Origin of the sequence: Pseudomonas sp. NPDC089392 (assembly GCF_044749595.1) — a bacterium.
Taxonomy (GTDB): Bacteria; Pseudomonadota; Gammaproteobacteria; order Pseudomonadales; family Pseudomonadaceae; genus Aquipseudomonas.
This window is the reverse complement of sequence record NZ_JBIVIF010000001.1, coordinates 234,665-250,217: the sequence shown is the minus strand read 5'-3', so window position 1 is coordinate 250,217 and position 15,553 is coordinate 234,665. Positions and strand designations below refer to the sequence as shown.

Below are 15,553 nucleotides of genomic sequence, written 5' to 3'. Positions count from 1 at the left end.
ATGCCTTGGGGTTTTTGGCGCCTGTGAGATCGAGCGCCGCGCGGGCGGCGCTCGATCTCACAGGTGACACACCCCTCAAGGCAGCACTTGGCTGCCCACTCAAAATTGTGAAACCAACGCCTCCAACTGCTCCTGCCGCTCCGCCTGGTTCAACTTCGCACCAGGGTTCAAGGTGGACCACTGCGGATGCGCCCGCGCCTTCACTAGTGCCTCCGGCAACTTGCCCTCGCGCCAGGCCTTCTCATCCAGCTCCCCCAGCTTGATGCTGTCCTGCGCGGCATGCCCGCGGTTGTCCAGCGCCGCCATCAACTGCTGCTGACGCAAGGCCAGCAAGCGCAGCACCGTGTCGTCTACGGTCAGCTCGCGCTTGCCCTTGAGCTTACCCATCAACCGCGACCCATAGTTGCGCGCCGTCTGCAGCGCACCCCCTGCAATCGCCCCGGCCAGCGCCGCTGCACCCAGGGTAAGCCCGCCAACCAGCAAATCGACCCCGGCACCGGCTGCCGCCCCCGCCGCCACGCCACTGCCCAGGCGCACTCCTAGCAGCTTCAAAGTCTCGGGATTGAACAGGTCATCGCCCCAACGGCCATCCAGCAACGGCAGGTCGCTGGCATGGGCGTCCTCGCGGCGGAAGGCATACAGCTTGAGCAACGCCTCGACGCAACGCTGTTCACGCTGGCGCACGTCCTGGCGCAATGCCTCGATGGCTTTGGCTTCAGCCGCTGGCTCCGCTTCGACACTGCGCCGGCAGGCCGCGCAGTCCAGCAGCAGTTCGGCGATCAGGCGCTTGCCGCTGTGCTGGCGGGCCAGGCGCTGCGCCTGCTGGTCGTCGATCAACCGCTGCAGGGCCGGGCGGGCGTCCTCCAGCAGCAGGGCCAGGCTCTCGTACAAACGGCGCTCGCCATCCTCTGGCGGGGCCACGCTGTCGAACCGCACCAACGCGTGAAGGCCAAGCCGGGCAAGGGCTTCACGCCATTGTGGCTCACGGTGCTGGTGGCTGGCGACGAAGTTGAGCACGGGGAGCAGCGGCTTGCCACAGCTGGCCAACACTTCCAGTTCGTCGCGGTATTTGGCCAGCACCGGCTCGCGGGCGTCGATCACATACAGGCCGGCATTGCTGGCCAGCAGCTGGCGCAGCACCTTGGCTTCCTGCTCGAAACGCTGGCGCGCTTCGCTACCTTGCAGAAAGCGCTCCAGGCGGGCTGGGCCGTCCAGGCGCTCGCCCGGGCGTTCCAGGCGTTCGAGGTAGTCGAGCAGGGCGATGGCGTCTTCCAGGCCCGGAGTGTCGTACAGCTCCAGCAAGGGTTCGCCGTCCACCGACAAACGCGCGCCTTCCACATGGCGGGTGGTGCTGGGGCGGTGGGACACTTCGCCAAAGCCGACGTCACGGGTCAGGGTGCGCAGCAGCGAGGTCTTGCCGACGTTGGTGTGGCCGACCACGGCCAGTTTCAGTGGCTCAGTCATGGCCATGCTCCAGCCAGGTCAGTGGCGAGGTGTCGGCGTGCGGCAGGCCAAGGCGATCGAGGGCTTCGTGCCAGTCGCCCAGGCGCTGGGCGTCGAGGGCCTGGCCCGGCGCGGCTTGCAGCAGCCAGATGCGGGTGGCGCCAGCATTGCGTGCAAGCTCGGCGAGCAGTGCCAGGCTGCCGCGGTCGGGCGAACGCCGTGGGTCACAGGCAATTGCCAGGCGGGCCGGGGGGAAGCGGCTTAGCTGTTCAAGCAGCCGATTGCGCGATTCGCGGCTGTCGAGCACGCCGGCATCGGTGACGTTTTTCGGCAGGGCCGGTGGCCAAGGGCTCTGGTCGTCCAGCTCCAGGCCGACCAGCAAGGCGCCGCTGCTGCCGCTTTCCAGCTGGCCGGCGGCAAACTGTGGCAAGGCATCGGGTGCTGCATCCTGCACGCCGATGCGTTCGCTGCACGGCATCAGTGTTTCACGCAATTGCGCGTAGCCGGGCAGGCTCAGGTCCAGTGCCAGGCGTTCGCGGCCCTGGCGCCAGCGGCACAGGCACAGCCCGGCCAGCAGCAGGCGCGGCAACAAACCGTACACCAGCACCACGCCGAGCAGCCAGCTGGCCCAGGCCTGGCGCGTCAGGTCCAGGGCCGGCAGGGTGTCGCCGCTGGCGCGGATCATGGCCTCGTCGGGCACGTTAAAGCCCAGCAACGAAGGCAGGGCGCCCAAGGCTTGGGTGAGGTGGATAAATGGGTCGGCGGCGAGCAGGGTGGTTTCCCAGACAAAACCGTAGCGGCGGGTAGCCAGCAATGCCAGCAGCGTGCCCAGCGCGGTGAGCATCGCCAGCAGCCACAAGCCGTGTACCAGCAGGCCGAGCAGCCAGCGGTTGAGGCGCTGACGTTGCAGCAGCACCAGCAGCGCCGGCGCCAGGTGCGCGGCCTTGGCGTCGCGGGCAAAGCGTTCGCTCAGCCACAGCCACAGGCGGCCCAGCCCTGCGCCATGCTCGCCACTCAGGGCAAAACCGATGGCCCAGCCCAACAGCATCAGCAGGTTCAGCCCAAGCAAGCTGCCCAGTGCCCAGAACACATTGACCGGGCGCTGCCCGTCGCCGAGGGCGGCCAGCGCCAGGCCTGCGCCGCTGAGCGCAGCCAGCAGCAGCAAGGCCAGCAGGGCCAGGCGTGCGCCCTGCTTCCAGTGGCGCAGGGCGGTGCTCATGCCGTCGCGTTCGGCCAGGAACAGCGCACGGGTTTCGATGCGCGTTGCCAGGTCGCCGCCGAGCTGGCGGGCACGGCGGTTGGCTTCCTGGTCCTCCAGGGGGCCGGCATGTTCCTCACGCAGGCGTACCGCTTCGGTGAGCCAGCGCTTGTCCAGTGGAGTCGGTGCAGTCACAAGGTCTTCCATTGCACAGGTCAGGGCAGAAGCATAACCCACACGCCCGGTGCTATCCTCGCTGGCATGAATACATCACTCCCCCTCAGCCTGATCGCGGCTCACGCCGAGAACCGCGTGATCGGCATCGACAACTCCATGCCCTGGCACCTGCCGGGGGACTTCAAGTACTTCAAGGCCACTACCCTGGGCAAGCCGATCATCATGGGGCGCAAGACCTGGGATTCGCTGGGTAGGCCGCTGCCTGGGCGGTTGAATATCGTGGTCAGCCGCCAGGCTGGGCTGCAGCTGGCAGGGGCCGAGGTATTTGGCTCGCTGGAAGAAGCACTGGTGCGGGCCGAGCAGTGGGCGCGGGAGAAGGGGGTCGATGAGCTGATGCTGATTGGCGGGGCGCAGCTTTATGGGCAGGCGCTGGAGAAGGGGCTGGTCAGCCGCATGTACCTGACGCGGGTTGAGTTGGCGCCGGAGGGGGATGCGTGGTTTCCTGAGTTTGATCAGGAGCAGTGGACGCTGGTTTCGAGCGAGGCGCAGGTTGAGGACGGTAAGCCTGGGTATCACTTTGAGGTTTGGGACAGGGTTTGAGATTGCCGGGGCTGCTTTGCAGCCCTTCGCGGGTGAACCCGCTCCTACATTTACCGCGTGAGTTCAAAGCCTGCGCGGTCCCTTGTAGGAGCGGGTTCACCCGCGAAACAGGCGACGCGGTGATCGCGGCAAGCCCCATAGTCAGGTAAGCAGCTTGATGATCACGGCGGTGACGGTGGCCACTGTGGTGACGAAGCCGACGGCGATGGCAACCGGGTACCAGAAGGTTTCGCGGGTCATCTTGACGGCCTCGGCATTCAACTTGCGCGTTTCGGCCATCAGCTTTTCCACCTCGACGCGGATCTTGGCGACCTCAACCCGGATGTTTTCGGCTTCGGCCTGGGTCATGTCGTACGGCTGCATGGTGGTTCCTTTCCCTCGGAGTATTCGCAACGCCCGGCTTGCAGTATAGCGACAGGCATAGCCAGCTGATGTTCGCTGCCCATGCCAATGCATTACCGGATATTGGAGGGCTAACTCAGCACCAATTGCGAATACATCTCATCTTCTGCTAGCGTGCGCACCTCTTGAGACTTGCAGCCGAGGCGTGCCGTGTCTTCATGGAACAAGCAGATCGCCCGGCTGTTCACCGAGCAGAAGAAAGCGCTGGAAGCCTTCGTCGCGCGGCGTACCGGCAATGCCCAGGTAGCTGCCGACCTGACCCAGGAGTCGTTCCTGCGCCTGGCGCGGTTGCCTGCCGACAAGCAGATCGACAACCTGCCGGCCTTTCTCTTCACCATTGCCAGCAACCTGGTGCGTGACCACCAGCGCCAGGCGATTCGCCGCGAGCGCCTGGACGCAGGCGAGCCGAGCGAAGAGCTGGCCAGCGACGACCCTGGTGCTGAAGAGCAACTGTTCGACCAGCAGCAGCACGCCTTGATGCAAGCCGCGATCCAGTCGTTGCCAGAGGCTACCCGGCATATCTTCCTGCTTTACCATGTCGACGGCTGCAGCTACCGGGAAATCGGCGAGCGCATGAACGTTACCCCGCGCAGCGTCGAATACCAGCTGCGCCGGGCACTGCTAGACTGCCGCGCCTTCATCAAGCGGCAATTGGCCGGCCAAATGAGGGCGCCGCGGCCATGAACCCTGGAACTTCAGATACCCCGATGAGCGAAACGCCCGACAGCGAGCAGAAGTTCGCCGAAGCCACAGCCTGGTACTACCGCTTGCAGGCCGACGACGTTACGCCTGAGGAGCAGGCGGCGTTCGTTGCCTGGAAGGTGGGTGGGGCAGCGCAGACGCAAGCCTGGGACGAAGTGATCCTGTTGCTGGGTGCATTGCGCGCACCTGCTGTACGACTGCGTGAACAACAGCGCCAACAGTGGCGCAAGCCAGCCAGGCGAACCTGGCGCAAAGTTGCGCAGGGCGTCGCGGCGGCGTTGTTGCTTGGCTCGTTGATTGGCCAGTCGCCACTCATCGACCGCTGGCGCGCTGACTATGCGACTACCACGGGTGAGTCGCGCAGTATCCGCCTCGCCGATGGTTCGCAACTGCAACTGAATACCGACACGGCGATACAGGTAACGCTGGCGCAGGGTGAGCGGCGTGTTCGGCTGCTGCGCGGCGAGGCCTGGTTCGACGTGGCGCGCGACCCTTCCCGGCCGTTTGTGGTGAATGCCGGTGATGGTTGGGTCCGAGTGGTCGGCACTCACTTCAGCGTGGCCAGTGAGGCTGGGCAAACCCGGGTCAAAGTCGAGCAGGGCAAGGTTGAGGTCAACGCTGGCAGTGGCCCGGGCGTATTCCTCGGGCCGGGGCAGGCCGTGGAGTATGCGGCGGGCTCGCTGGCCGCCTTGCACCCGTTCGACCAAGCCAGCGCTTTTGCCTGGCGGCAGCGCCAGCTGGTGTTCAGCCAGCAGCCGCTGGCCGAGGTGGTAGCCGAGTTGAACCGCTATTGGCCAGGCCACACCGTGCTGCTGGGCGAGGGCCTGCGCCAGCGCAAGGTGTCTGGCGTGTTCGAGATCGACAAGCCCGATGCCGTGCTGAAGGCGCTGACCCATACCTTGGGGTTGCGAGCCGAGCAGTACACGCCATACCTGCGCATCCTTCGTAAAGGTTGAGCGAAGATTTTCAAAAAAAATTCGGGGATTCCAACGAAGCCGACGTCCTTGATTGGGTAGGCGCAAATAATAAGCACTCTCAAGCAGTGCCGCGCCATCGATCATCAGGACGAATTCGGGGAGCCTCACCACATGAAGATCATCGCCACGCGCACTGCGCTCGGCCTGGCCGTCGCGCTTGCCTGCGGCACACTGGCCGTGCCCTTGCACGCCAGTGCCGCGACCCAGGCCCAGGCCTACCGTTTCGAGATTCCGGCGCAGCCGCTGGACTCGGCGCTGGCGGCCTTCAGTGCGGTGACGCGGCTTCAGGTGCTGGTGCCGGGCGAGTTCACCCAAGGGCTGCGTTCGCCGGGCGTGAGTGGCAGTTATCCACAGGCCCAGGCGCTGGCACGCCTGCTGGAGGGCACCGGCCTCAGTGCCACGTATATCGACGCCGACAGCGTAACCCTGGAACGGCGTGGCAGTGCCGACGATGCCTCGCTGCAACTGGGCGCGATCAAGATCGACAGCCGCCAGTTGGGTACCACCACCGAAGGTACGCATTCCTACACCACCAGTGCGCTGACCATCGGCAAGGGCGAGCAGAAGCTCAAGGACATCCCCCAGTCGGTGTCGGTCGTCACCCGCCAGCGGCTGGACGACCAGAACATGAACAGCCTGCAGGACGCCATGCGACAGGTGACCGGCGCGACGATCAAGTCTTATAACACCGGTTCCAACCTGAACGACGTGTACATCCGCGGCTTCCTGGTCGACCAGGTGCAGGTGGACGGCGTTTCCCAGCGCACCGGCCAGGGCGACATGGCCACCAGCTTCGACCTGGCCATGTTCGACCGGGTCGAGGTGCTGCGTGGCCCTTCCGGGTTGTACCAAGGCGCGGGTGAACCGGGCGGCACCATCAACCTGGTGCGCAAGCGGGCGTTGGGGCAGTTCGGTTTGTCTGGTGAGTTGTCGGCCGGCAGCTGGGACCGCTACCACTCCACGGTCGACATCACCGGGCCGCTGAACGACGAAGGTACCCTGCGTGGGCGCCTGGTTACGGCCTACGAGAACAACCAGTCGTTCGTCGACCATGCGCAGAACGAGCGGCCGATGGTGTACGGCCGCCTGGAGTACGACGTTACGCCAGCAACCACGTTGTCGTTAGGTGGCACCTATCAACGTAACAACTCCACGCCTGCCTTCGGTTTGCCAGCCTACGCCAGCGGCAAGCTGCTCGACGTCAGCCGCTCGACCTTCGTCGACGCCAAGTGGAACGAACTGGACGAGCGCCTGTGGGAGAGCTTCTTCGAGGTGGACCACACGCTGGACAACGGCGGCCAGTTCAAGACCTCGCTGACCTACCGCGATGCCGAAACCCCAACGCGCAATTTCACCTGGACCGATGATGCGGTAGCCGAGGGTACCGGCGACAGCTTCGCGCTTGCCTATTCCTACTACACGCATATCAAGTCGCTCGGCCTGGACAGCTTCGTCACCGTGCCGGTGGAGGCGTTCGGCCGCAGCCATGAATTTACGCTGGGGGCCGAGTACCAGCACCTGGACAAGGACTTCACCTACGGTGGCGGCGGTCGCGACGATTACTTCCCCATCAACGTTTTCGACCCGGGCAGTATCGATATTCCCAAACAGGACTACGACATGCCCAATGGCAACTGGTCGAAGTCCAACCAGTACGGGGCCTATACCCGGGCCAAGGTCAGCGCCACCGACTGGCTGGACGTGATCGCGGGCGGCCGCCTGACCTGGTTCGACAGCGAGGCGCGTAACGCCAACCCGTTCTTCGACAATTTCACCACCACCAAAACCAACATCAACCACAAGTTCATCCCCTACGGGGCGCTGGTGGCCAAGCTGACGCCTGAGTTGTCGGCCTACGCCAGCTACACCAGTATCTTCAAGCCACAGACCGAGGTGGATATCGATGGCTTGCCGATCGACCCGCGTAAGGGCAAGCAGTATGAGCTGGGGCTCAAGCGCGAGTTCTTCGACGGTCGCCTGAACGGCAGCGTGGCGGTGTTCCGCATCTATGACGAAAACCGTGCGCAGTTGGTGGGCCAGACGACGTACAACGAGGCCCAGGGCAAGGTGCGCAGCCAGGGCTGGGAAACCGAGCTTTCCGGCAACCTGACCGATAACTGGAGCATCAGCACCGGTTACGCCTTCACGATGCTCAAGTCGATGAGCAACGAGGACTACCAGGGCATCACCATTACGCCCAAGCACAACTTCAACTTGTGGACGCGCTACGAGTTCAACGATGGGCCGTTGCAGGGGGTTAGCGTGGGTGGCGGGGTGAGGGTGGTCAGCGAGACGTACTACATGCGCAACGGCGTGGACTTTGTGCAGGGTGGCTATGGCGTGGCGACGGCGCAGGTGGGGTATCGCTTCAACAAGCACCTGACCACGACGCTGACGGCCAACAATCTGTTTGACCGCAAGTATTACGAGCGGGTGGACAGTGCCTGGGGGTCGAACTTCTATGGCGAGCCGCGGAATTTGACGTTGAGCTTGCGGGCCAGTTACTGACTTGAGAATGCCGGGGCTGCTTTGCAGCCCTTTCGCGACACAAGGCCGCTCCTACAAGGAACGCATAACCCCTGTAGGAGCGGCCTTGTGTCGCGAAAGGGGCGCGAAGCGCCCCCGGCGATCTGTCAGGTATGGCTCAGCTCGGCATGCTCATCGCCCGCCAGCACATTCTTGTCAGTCTCTTTCAACAACTGGCTGGTCACCACGCCTGCCGTCATCGAACCGTTCACGTTCAACGCCGTACGGCCCATGTCGATCAGCGGTTCCACCGAGATCAGCAGCGCCACCAGCTCGACCGGCAAGCCCATGGCCGGCAGCACGATCAGCGCGGCGAAGGTGGCACCGCCGCCGACCCCGGCAACCCCTGCCGAACTCAGCGTGACGATGGCCACCAGGGTGGCGATCCACAGCGGGTCGAAGGTATCGATGCCCACCGCTGGCGCGACCATCACCGCCAACATGGCAGGATAGAGCCCGGCGCAGCCGTTCTGGCCGATGGTGGTACCGAACGATGCACTGAAGCTGGCAATCGACTGCGGCACGCCCAGGCGGCGGGTTTGTGCTTCGATGTTCAGCGGGATGCTGGCAGCGCTGGAGCGGCTGGTGAAGGCAAAGGTCAGCACCGGCCACACCTTGCGGAAGAAGCGCAGCGGGCTCACGCCGGTGGCGGCCAGGATGACGGCATGCACCACGAACATCACCGCCAGGCCCAGGTACGACACCACCACGAAGCTGCCCAGTTTGAGGATGTCTTCCATGTTCGAGCTGGCGACCACCTTGGTCATCAATGCCAGCACGCCATACGGGGTCAGCTTCATCACTATCCGCACCAGGCGCATTACCCAAGCTTGCAGGGTATCGATCGCCGACAGCGCACGCTGGCCTTTCTCGGCATCGTCCTTGATCAGCTGCAGCGCAGCCAGGCCGACGAACACGGCGAAGATCACCACGCTGATGATCGAGGTCGGCTTGGCCCGCGCCAGGTCACCCACCGGGTTGCTGGGGATGAACGACAGCAGCAGCTGCGGGATGTTGAGGTCGGCGACCTTGCCGGCGTAATCGCTGTGGATAACCTGCATGCGCGCACTTTCCTGCACGCCGGCCACCAGGCCTTCGGCGCTGAGGCCGAACAGGTTGGTCAGGACAATGCCGATCAGCGCGGCAATGGCGGTGGTCAGCAGCAGGGTGCCAATGCTAAGCACGCTGATGCGGCCCAGCGACGAGGCATTGTGCAGGCGTGCCACGGCACTGAGGATCGAGGCGAAGATCAGCGGCATGACGATCATCTGCAACAGGCCGACGTAGCCGTTGCCGACCAGGTCGAGCCAGGTGATGGTGGCCTTGAGCACGGGGTGGCCAGCGCCATAAATAGTGTGCAGGACCAGGCCGAAGACCACGCCCAGCACCAGGCCCAGCAGTACCTTCTTGGCCAGGCTCCAGTCGGTGCGGCGGGTTTGTGCCAGGCCCAGCAACAGGGCCAGGAACGCCAGCAGGTTAAGTGACAGCGGCAGGTTCATTGAAGCTCCAGCAGAAAAAAGCAGAAGTGGCATCGCCTCTGTGAGCGATTGCGAACGGAAATGCTAACAGGCTGAAAACAAACGAATTTATACCCAAATGGAATTTACATAGTCGTTTATGGAATAACGAAGTGTCGCAAATTGCAATGAACGCGGCGTTTGCAGCTGCATGGAGGTCGTTATCGAGGGTTGTCGGCGGGGATTGTTGCACTAGCGTTTCTGGGTCATTTCAGGAGATTCGTACATGAAGTTCGCTCCGAAAGCCGTCGCCATCGGCCTGTCCCTGCTTTTCAGTATCGAAACCTTCGCCACCGAGCTCAAGCACTGGCCTGCCGAGGCCGCGAAGCAGCTCGACAGCATGATTGCCGCCAATGCCAACAAAGGTAAATACGCGGTGTTCGACATGGACAACACCAGTTACCGCTATGACCTTGAAGAAGCCTTGCTGCCGTTCATGGAGAACAAGGGGCTGTTGAGCCGCGACAAGCTGGACCCGTCGTTGAAGCTGATGCCGTTCAAGGACACCGCCGAGCACAAGGAAAGCCTGTTCAGCTACTACTACCGGTTGTGTGAAGTCGACGACATGGTCTGCTACCCGTGGGTGGCCCAGGTGTTCTCCGGCTTTACCCTCAAGGAGCTGAAGGTGCAGGTGGATGAGCTGATGGCCTCCAGCAAGCCGATCCCCGCCACTTATTACGAAGGCGACCAGGTCAAGGCCATCGAGGTGCAGCCGCCCAAGGTCTTCAAGGGCCAGGCCGAGCTGTACAACAAGCTGATGGAGAACGGTATCGAGGTCTATGTGATCTCGGCGGCCGCCGAGGAACTGGTGCGCATGGTCGCCTCGGACCCCAAGTACGGCTACAACGTGAAGCCGCAGAATGTGATTGGTGTGAGCCTGCTGCTGAAGGACCGCGCCAGCGGCCAGCTGACCACTGCGCGCAAGCAGGTCAGCGCCGGGCACTACGACGCCAAGGCTAACGAAGGGCTGGAGCTGACCCCGTACCTGTGGACCCCGGCCACCTGGATGGCGGGCAAGCAGGCCGCGATCCTGACTTATATCGATGAATGGAAGAAGCCGGTGCTGGTGGGCGGCGATACGCCGACCAGTGACGGCTACATGCAGTTTCATGGGGTGGATGTGGGCAAGGGTGGCATCCACCTGTGGATAAACCGCAAGGCCAAGTACATGGACCAGCTGAACGGGATGATTGCCAGGAACGCGGCGGCGCAGGCCAAGGAAGGGTTGCCGGTGACGGCGGACAAGAACTGGGTGATCGTGACGCCGGAGCAGATTCAGTAGTTGGTGTGTTGCCTGTGCCGGCCTCTTCGCGGGTAAACCCGCTCCCACAGAAACCCCGCTGACCTCAAGGCTTGTGCTGACCCTGTGGGAGCGGGTTCACCCGCGAAAGGGCCAGAACAGGCATAAAAAAACCGGCGCTCAATACGCCGGTTCTTTTTTCACGCTGTCAGAGCCTCACAGCCCTTCGAGCATCGCCTTGTTACGCACAGCACCCTTGTCGGCACTGGTCGCCAGCAGGGCGTAGGCCTTCAGCGCGGTGGTCACCTTGCGTGGGCGTACTTCAGCCGGTTTCCAGCCCTTCTTGTCCTGCTCGATACGGCGGTGAGCCAGCTCTTCGTCGCTGACCAGCAGGTTGATCGAACGGTTGGGGATGTCGATCAGCACCTTGTCGCCGTCGCGCACCAGGCCGATGGCGCCGCCCGCAGCGGCTTCCGGCGAGGCGTGGCCGATCGACAGGCCCGAGGTACCGCCCGAGAAGCGGCCGTCGGTGAGCAGGGCGCAGGCCTTGCCCAGGCCTTTGGACTTCAGGTACGAGGTCGGGTACAGCATTTCCTGCATGCCCGGGCCGCCTTTCGGGCCTTCGTAGCGGATGATCACGATGTCGCCGGCCTGCACTTCGTCGGCGAGGATGCCGCGCACGGCGCTGTCCTGGCTTTCGAAGATCTTCGCGGTGCCTTCGAACACATGGATCGACTCGTCAACGCCGGCGGTCTTCACCACGCAGCCATCCAGCGCGATGTTGCCGTACAGCACGGCCAGGCCGCCTTCTTGCGAGTAGGCGTGCTCGAAGCTACGAATGCAGCCGTTTTCGCGGTCGTCATCAAGGGTTTCCCAACGGGTCGACTGGCTGAATGCAGTCTGGGTCGGGATACCGGCAGGGCCGGCCTTGAAGAAGGTGTGCACGGCTTCGTCATCGGTCTGGGTGATGTCCCACTTGGCGATGGCTTCTTCCATGCTGCGGCTGTGCACTGTCGGCAGGTCGGTGTGCAGCAGGCCGCCACGGGCCAGCGAACCGAGGATGCTGAAGATGCCGCCAGCGCGGTGCACGTCTTCCATGTGGTACTTCTGGATGTTCGGCGCCACTTTGCACAGCTGCGGCACTTTACGCGACAGGCGGTCGATGTCGCGCAGGTCGAACTCGACTTCGCCTTCCTGCGCTGCAGCCAGCAGGTGCAGGATGGTATTGGTCGAACCGCCCATGGCGATGTCGAGCATCATGGCGTTTTCGAACGCCTTGAAGTTGGCGATGCTGCGTGGCAGTACCGACTCGTCGTTCTCGCCGTAGTAGCGCTTGCACAGCTCGACGATGGTGCGGCCAGCGGTGAGGAACAGCTGCTCGCGGTCAGCGTGGGTGGCCAGGGTCGAACCGTTGCCCGGCAGGGCGAGGCCCAGGGCCTCGGTCAGGCAGTTCATCGAGTTGGCGGTGAACATGCCGGAGCACGAACCGCAGGTCGGGCAGGCGCTGCGCTCGTACTCGGCGACTTTCTCGTCGGACGCGGTGGAGTCGGCGGCGATGACCATGGCATCGACCAGGTCCAGGCCGTGGCTGGCCAGCTTGGTCTTGCCGGCTTCCATCGGGCCGCCGGAGACGAAGATCACCGGGATGTTCAGGCGCAGGGCGGCCATCAGCATGCCGGGGGTGATCTTGTCGCAGTTGGAGATGCACACGATGGCGTCGGCGCAGTGGGCGTTGACCATGTATTCCACGGCGTCGGCAATGATCTCGCGGCTTGGCAGCGAGTACAGCATGCCGTCGTGGCCCATGGCGATGCCGTCATCGACCGCGATGGTGTTGAATTCCTTGGCCACGCCACCGGCGCGTTCGATCTCGCGGGCGACCAGCTGGCCCAGGTCCTTCAGGTGCACGTGGCCCGGGACGAACTGGGTGAACGAGTTGGCGATGGCGATGATCGGTTTCTTGAAATCTTCGTCCTTCATACCGGTGGCGCGCCACAGGGCCCGGGCGCCGGCCATGTTGCGGCCCTGGGTGGAAGTCTTGGAACGATAATCAGGCATGAAACACTCCTGGCGGCTTAATCAGGTCACAAATAGGGGAGTGAGCTTCTCTTGTCCTTTGTGCCGCAGGCCGGTTGCCACTGGCACGGATGGGGCCGAAGACCGCGCGGGATCGCCGCGTGCTTGGCCAGAGCTCATAAACCCGCCGGGGATGACTGGCGATGAATAGGCCGATTCTACACCGCTGGCGCGGCGAGGGAATGCAGATGTGGATAGCTGGCGGGGAGATTGCGGCAGGAAAGGGCCGCTGGGCGGCCCTTTTTAGCAGATATCAGCTGTTTGGCAGCAAGCGGCAGGTGATGCTCTTGATGTAGCGCGTCTCGGCGATGGCCGGGTGCACCGGGTGGTCCGGGCCTTGGCCGCCGCGTTCGAGCAGCTGCAGGTTGCGGTCCAGGTGACGGGCGCTGGTCAGCAGGATGTTGTGCAGGTCGTCCTCGGGCAGGTGCATCGAGCACGAGGCGCTGACCAGGATGCCGTCCTTGCTCAGCATGCGCATGGCCTGTTCGTTCAGGCGGCGGTAGGCCGCTTCACCGTTTTTCAGGTCCTTCTTGCGCTTGATGAACGCGGGTGGGTCGGCAATGATCACGTCGAAGCGCTCTTCGGCGGCCTTGAGCTCGCGCAGGGCTTCGAACACGTCGCCTTCGATGCAGGTCAGCTTCTCGCTGATGCCGTTCAGCGCGGCGTTACGCTCCACGCCGTCCAGGGCAAAGCCCGAGGCATCGACGCAGAACACTTCGCTGGCACCGAACGCACCGGCCTGTACGCCCCAGCCGCCGATGTAGCTGAACAGGTCGAGCACACGCTTGCCTTTGACGTACGGCGCCAGGCGTGCACGGTTCATGCGGTGGTCGTAGAACCAGCCGGTTTTCTGGCCTTCACGGACCGGCGCTTCGAACTTGACGCCGTTTTCTTCCAGCGGCACCCAGTCCGGTACTTCGCCGTAAACGGTCTCGACATAGCGCTGCAGGCCTTCGGCGTCACGCGCGGCGGAGTCGTTCTTGAACAGGATGCCGCTAGGCTTGAGCACCTGGATCAGGGCGGCGATCACGTCGTCCTTGTGCGCTTCCATGGTGGCCGAGGCCAGCTGTACCACGAGGATATCGAAGAAACGGTCGACGACCAGGCCTGGCAGCAGGTCGGAGTCGCCGTAGACCAGGCGGTAGCACGGCTGGTCGAACAGGCGCTCGCGCAGCGACAGGGCAACGTTCAGGCGGTGCACCAGCAGCGACTTGTCCAGCGGCAGCTTGATGTCGCGCGACAGCAGGCGGGCGCAGATCAGGTTGTTCGGGCTCAGTGCGACGATGCCCAGCGGCTTGCCATTGGCTGCCTCGAGGATGGCTTGCTGACCAGCCTGGAAGCCTTGCAGTGGGGTCGTGCTGACATCGACTTCGTTGCTGTAGACCCACAGGTGGCCGGCGCGCAGGCGGCGGTCGGCGTTGGCTTTGAGGCGAAGGCTGGGCAGGGACATGACGTCGCTCCGGGAAAAAGAGCGGGATTATAGCGTGTCTGCCTTGTTTTCGCCTTTGGAGGTGTGGTGCCTGGGAGATCGAGCGCCGCCCGCGCGGCGCTTCGCAGCGCAAGGCTGCTCCTACATCTGTTTCGGGCCAGTCACGCCTGTGCCAATGCACGCGACCGCCTTGTTTGTCCGACGCGATATCGAGGTGAACGCCAAAGGGCCGCGCGCCTCTGCCTCAGGAATAATTGGCCCGAAACAGATGTAGGAGCAGCCTTGCGCTGCGAAGCGCCGCGCGGGCGGCGCTCGATCTCCCAAGCGCAAAACCTGTCACGGCGAGCACATAGAGGGTTAAAATCGCCGGTCCTAAACGAGTGTGCACGAATGTCCCAAGAACTCAGCGCCGAACAGATCCAGCAAGCCTTGCAAGGCATCACCATCCCACCTCAACCGCAGATCATGGTCGACCTGCAGTTCGAGCAGTACATGCCCGACCCGGACCTGGAAACCATCGCCAAGCTGATTTCGCAGGACCCGGGCCTCTCCGGTGCCTTGCTCAAGTTGGTCAATTCGGCGCAGTTTGGCCTTTCCAACAAGATCGGCTCGATCCAGCGCGCGGTGAACCTGCTGGGCAGTCGTTCGATCATCAACCTGATCAACGCCCAGTCGATCAAGGGCGAGATGAGCGACGAGACCATCGTCACCCTCAGCCGCTTCTGGGACACCGCCCAGGACGTGGCGATGACCTGCCTGACCCTGGCCAAGCGCACCGGCATCCAGGCGGCGGACGAGGCCTACACCCTCGGCCTGTTCCATGACTGTGGCGTGCCGCTGATGCTCAAGCGCTTCCCCAACTACATGGATGTGCTGGAAGAGGCCTATGCCAAGGCCGACGGGGACACGCGGGTAGTCGACACGGAAAACCGTGCGTTCAACACCAACCACTCGGTGGTCGGCTATTTCACCGCCAAGTCCTGGCGCCTGCCCGAGCACCTCAGCGCGGCCATCGCCAACCACCACAATGCCCTGGCGGTGTTCCGCGACGAGAGCTGCCGCAACACCCAGAGCCAGCTGAAAAACCTGTTGGCGGTGTTGAAGATGGCCGAGCACATCTGCGCCTCCTACCGCGTGCTGGGCAACCAGGCAGTTGACCACGAGTGGCATGTGGTCGGCCCGCTGGTGCTCGATTACATTGGCTTGTCGGAATACGATTTCGAAAACCTCAAACAGAACATTCGTGAGTTGGGCGGGCACTGATAG

12 protein-coding genes are annotated in these 15,553 nt (G+C 63.6%); 6 read left to right on the top strand and 6 right to left on the bottom strand.

The features are described 5' to 3' along the window. Nucleotides 1-99 precede the first annotated feature (99 nt). Both ACIP1G_RS01060 and ACIP1G_RS01055 read right to left on the bottom strand, forming a co-directional pair. A complete protein-coding gene (locus tag ACIP1G_RS01060) occupies nt 100-1,464 on the bottom strand; it encodes a GTPase/DUF3482 domain-containing protein (RefSeq protein ID WP_400732762.1) in 1,365 nt (454 codons plus the stop codon). Continuing rightward, nucleotides 1,457-2,848 (bottom strand): DUF2868 domain-containing protein, encoded by a 1,392-nt coding sequence (locus tag ACIP1G_RS01055; RefSeq protein WP_400732760.1) that lies wholly within the window; start codon nt 2,846-2,848, stop codon nt 1,457-1,459. The genes ACIP1G_RS01060 and ACIP1G_RS01055 overlap by 8 nt, the downstream gene beginning before the upstream one ends. A gap of 54 nt (nt 2,849-2,902) precedes the next feature. Here ACIP1G_RS01055 and ACIP1G_RS01050 point away from each other — a divergent pair, with 54 nt between their 5' ends. Then, nucleotides 2,903-3,418: a dihydrofolate reductase gene (locus ACIP1G_RS01050; RefSeq protein WP_400732759.1), complete on the top strand. Its 516-nt coding sequence runs from the start codon at nt 2,903-2,905 to the stop codon at nt 3,416-3,418. A gap of 141 nt (nt 3,419-3,559) precedes the next feature. On the opposite strand, the gene ACIP1G_RS01045 is transcribed toward ACIP1G_RS01050, so the two are convergent. Next, on the bottom strand, nt 3,560-3,766 hold the full coding sequence (locus ACIP1G_RS01045; RefSeq protein WP_400733140.1) for a hypothetical protein: 207 nt from the start codon (nt 3,764-3,766) through the stop codon (nt 3,560-3,562). Between the two features lie 204 nt (nt 3,767-3,970). Here ACIP1G_RS01045 and ACIP1G_RS01040 point away from each other — a divergent pair, with 204 nt between their 5' ends. The 3 genes from ACIP1G_RS01040 (at nt 3,971) to ACIP1G_RS01030 (ending at nt 8,007) form a co-directional block, all read left to right on the top strand. Then, nucleotides 3,971-4,504, top strand: coding sequence for an RNA polymerase sigma factor (locus ACIP1G_RS01040; protein WP_400732757.1), 534 nt, complete (start codon nt 3,971-3,973; stop codon nt 4,502-4,504). After that, complete coding sequence (locus ACIP1G_RS01035; RefSeq protein ID WP_400732755.1) at nt 4,501-5,478, top strand: FecR family protein; 978 nt, start codon at nt 4,501-4,503, stop codon at nt 5,476-5,478. Before ACIP1G_RS01040 ends, ACIP1G_RS01035 begins: the two co-directional genes overlap by 4 nt. A gap of 132 nt (nt 5,479-5,610) precedes the next feature. Continuing rightward, nucleotides 5,611-8,007 carry a TonB-dependent siderophore receptor gene (locus ACIP1G_RS01030; protein WP_400732753.1) on the top strand — a complete coding sequence of 799 codons (2,397 nt, stop codon included), beginning with the start codon at nt 5,611-5,613 and terminating at the stop codon, nt 8,005-8,007. Nucleotides 8,008-8,132: 125 nt separating this feature from the next. Here ACIP1G_RS01030 and ACIP1G_RS01025 read toward each other — a convergent pair whose 3' ends face one another. Next, a complete protein-coding gene (locus ACIP1G_RS01025; RefSeq protein WP_400732751.1) occupies nt 8,133-9,524 on the bottom strand; it encodes an L-cystine transporter in 1,392 nt (463 codons plus the stop codon). A gap of 244 nt (nt 9,525-9,768) precedes the next feature. On the opposite strand from ACIP1G_RS01025, the gene ACIP1G_RS01020 reads away from it, so the two are divergent. Next, a complete protein-coding gene (locus tag ACIP1G_RS01020; RefSeq protein ID WP_400732749.1) occupies nt 9,769-10,824 on the top strand; it encodes a haloacid dehalogenase-like hydrolase in 1,056 nt (351 codons plus the stop codon). 174 nt (nt 10,825-10,998) lie between these two features. Here ACIP1G_RS01020 and ilvD read toward each other — a convergent pair whose 3' ends face one another. Further along, a complete protein-coding gene (gene ilvD / locus ACIP1G_RS01015; RefSeq protein WP_400732747.1) occupies nt 10,999-12,840 on the bottom strand; it encodes a dihydroxy-acid dehydratase in 1,842 nt (613 codons plus the stop codon). A 271-nt stretch (nt 12,841-13,111) separates the two neighbouring features. Further along, the gene (locus ACIP1G_RS01010; protein WP_400732745.1) at nt 13,112-14,308 is read right to left on the bottom strand and encodes a class I SAM-dependent rRNA methyltransferase; all 1,197 of its coding nucleotides are present in this window, start codon (nt 14,306-14,308) and stop codon (nt 13,112-13,114) included. Between the two features lie 423 nt (nt 14,309-14,731). Between ACIP1G_RS01010 and ACIP1G_RS01005 the strand changes: the two genes are divergently transcribed. Further along, entirely contained in the window at nt 14,732-15,550 is an 819-nt protein-coding gene (locus ACIP1G_RS01005; RefSeq protein WP_400733137.1) for an HDOD domain-containing protein, read from the top strand. The last annotated feature ends 3 nt before the right edge of the window (nt 15,551-15,553 follow it).

Coding starts and splice junctions, on each gene's coding strand:
- ACIP1G_RS01030 (WP_400732753.1), top strand. CDS start 5,611: ATGAAGATCATCGCCACGCGCACTGCGCTCGGCCTGGCCGTCGCGCTT.
- ACIP1G_RS01060 (WP_400732762.1), bottom strand. CDS start 1,464: ATGACTGAGCCACTGAAACTGGCCGTGGTCGGCCACACCAACGTCGGC.
- ACIP1G_RS01025 (WP_400732751.1), bottom strand. CDS start 9,524: ATGAACCTGCCGCTGTCACTTAACCTGCTGGCGTTCCTGGCCCTGTTG.
- ACIP1G_RS01055 (WP_400732760.1), bottom strand. CDS start 2,848: ATGGAAGACCTTGTGACTGCACCGACTCCACTGGACAAGCGCTGGCTC.
- ACIP1G_RS01050 (WP_400732759.1), top strand. CDS start 2,903: ATGAATACATCACTCCCCCTCAGCCTGATCGCGGCTCACGCCGAGAAC.
- ilvD (WP_400732747.1), bottom strand. CDS start 12,840: ATGCCTGATTATCGTTCCAAGACTTCCACCCAGGGCCGCAACATGGCC.
- ACIP1G_RS01035 (WP_400732755.1), top strand. CDS start 4,501: ATGAACCCTGGAACTTCAGATACCCCGATGAGCGAAACGCCCGACAGC.
- ACIP1G_RS01045 (WP_400733140.1), bottom strand. CDS start 3,766: ATGACCCAGGCCGAAGCCGAAAACATCCGGGTTGAGGTCGCCAAGATC.
- ACIP1G_RS01010 (WP_400732745.1), bottom strand. CDS start 14,308: ATGTCCCTGCCCAGCCTTCGCCTCAAAGCCAACGCCGACCGCCGCCTG.
- ACIP1G_RS01020 (WP_400732749.1), top strand. CDS start 9,769: ATGAAGTTCGCTCCGAAAGCCGTCGCCATCGGCCTGTCCCTGCTTTTC.